The organism is Sphingomonas sp. DC4900, from assembly GCF_049896485.1.
Taxonomy (GTDB): domain Bacteria; phylum Pseudomonadota; class Alphaproteobacteria; order Sphingomonadales; family Sphingomonadaceae; genus Sphingomonas; species Sphingomonas aquatilis.
The window spans coordinates 1-1,329 of sequence record NZ_JAFCUK010000042.1; the positions used below are offsets into that span (position 1 = coordinate 1).

At 65.7% G+C, this 1,329-nt stretch carries 2 protein-coding genes; both read left to right on the plus strand.

From position 1 onward, the window contains the following. A partial coding sequence (kduI, locus tag ACP690_RS18030; protein WP_426261897.1) for a 5-dehydro-4-deoxy-D-glucuronate isomerase occupies positions 1-675 on the plus strand: 675 nt, incomplete at its 5' end. 133 nt (positions 676-808) lie between these two features. Continuing rightward, positions 809-1,329, plus strand: a 521-nt coding sequence (locus ACP690_RS18035) for an SDR family NAD(P)-dependent oxidoreductase (protein ID WP_426261898.1), incomplete at its 3' end; no start/stop codon positions are given.

Below are 1,329 nucleotides of genomic sequence, written 5' to 3' on the forward strand. Positions count from 1 at the left end.
GGCAGCGTCAAGCTGCCCGACCAGACCGAGCCGGCGTCGGCGGCGGGCCACCCCTTCCTCGAACGCCGCGAGATGGCGATCGTTAACGTCGGCAAGGTCGACGGCAAAGTCACGGTCGATGGCGAGATGTTCGAGCTCGGCAACAAGGACTGCCTCTACGTTACGATGGGCGCGAAGGACGTCCAGTTTTCGGGCGATGGCGCGCGCTTCTACCTCGCCTCGTGTCCGGCGCATCAGGCGTATACCACGCGCAAACTCGGCATCGCCGACGCCAATGCGCTCGAGCGCGGTAGCCTCGCCGAATCGAACGAGCGCACGATCTTCCAGCTCGTCATCCCCGGCATCTGCGACAGCGCGCAGCTGGTGATGGGCCTCACCGTGCTGAAGCCGGGCAGCGTGTGGAACACGATGCCGCCGCACATCCATGATCGGCGCAGTGAGATCTATTTCTACTTCGAGCTCGACAATCTCGACACCGACCGCGTCATGCACTTCATGGGCGAAGGTGAAGCGACGCGTCACATCGTCATGCAGAACGAGGAAGCGGTGATCAGCCCGCCCTGGTCGATCCACATGGGCGCCGGGACCAAGGCCTATGCCTTCATCTGGGCGATGGCGGGCGAGAACCAGGATTATACCGACATGACCGTGCTGGATATCTGCCAGCTGGCGTAAGCCGATCCTCCCTCCCCTGACAGGGGAGGGGTGGCGTGCTCGCAGTACGGACGGGCGAGCACTGTCGGCCACCGTATCCCCGGACCCCACCCACCCCCGGCCCCTCCCTTCCAGGGAGGGGAGGAGCATAACGATGAACCCCTTCGATCTTTCGGGCCGCGTGGCGGTCGTGACCGGTGCGAACACCGGCATCGGGCAGGCGATCGCGATCGCGCTCGCGCAAGCGGGCGCCGATGTCGCGCTGGTCGGGCGCACCCCGGCCGAGGACACTGCACAGGCGATCCGCGACCTTGGCCGCCGGGCGCTGATCGTGTCGGCTGACCTGTCGAGCATCGAGCCGGTACAGCGCATCGTCGACGAGACGGTGGTGGGGCTGGGCGGGCTCGACATTCTGGTCAACAATGCCGGCATCATCCGCCGCGCCGATGCGGTCGACTTCACCGAAGCGGATTGGGACGCGGTGGTCGACACCAATCTGAAGTCGGTGTTCTTCCTCTGCCAGGCGTCGGGGCGCCACATGATCGCAAAGGGCAGGGGGCGGATCATCAACATCGCCTCGATGCTGACCTTCCAGGGCGGCATCCGCGTGCCGAGCTATACCGCGTCGAAGTCGGGGATCGGCGGCCTCACCAAGCTGCTCGCCAACGAATGGGC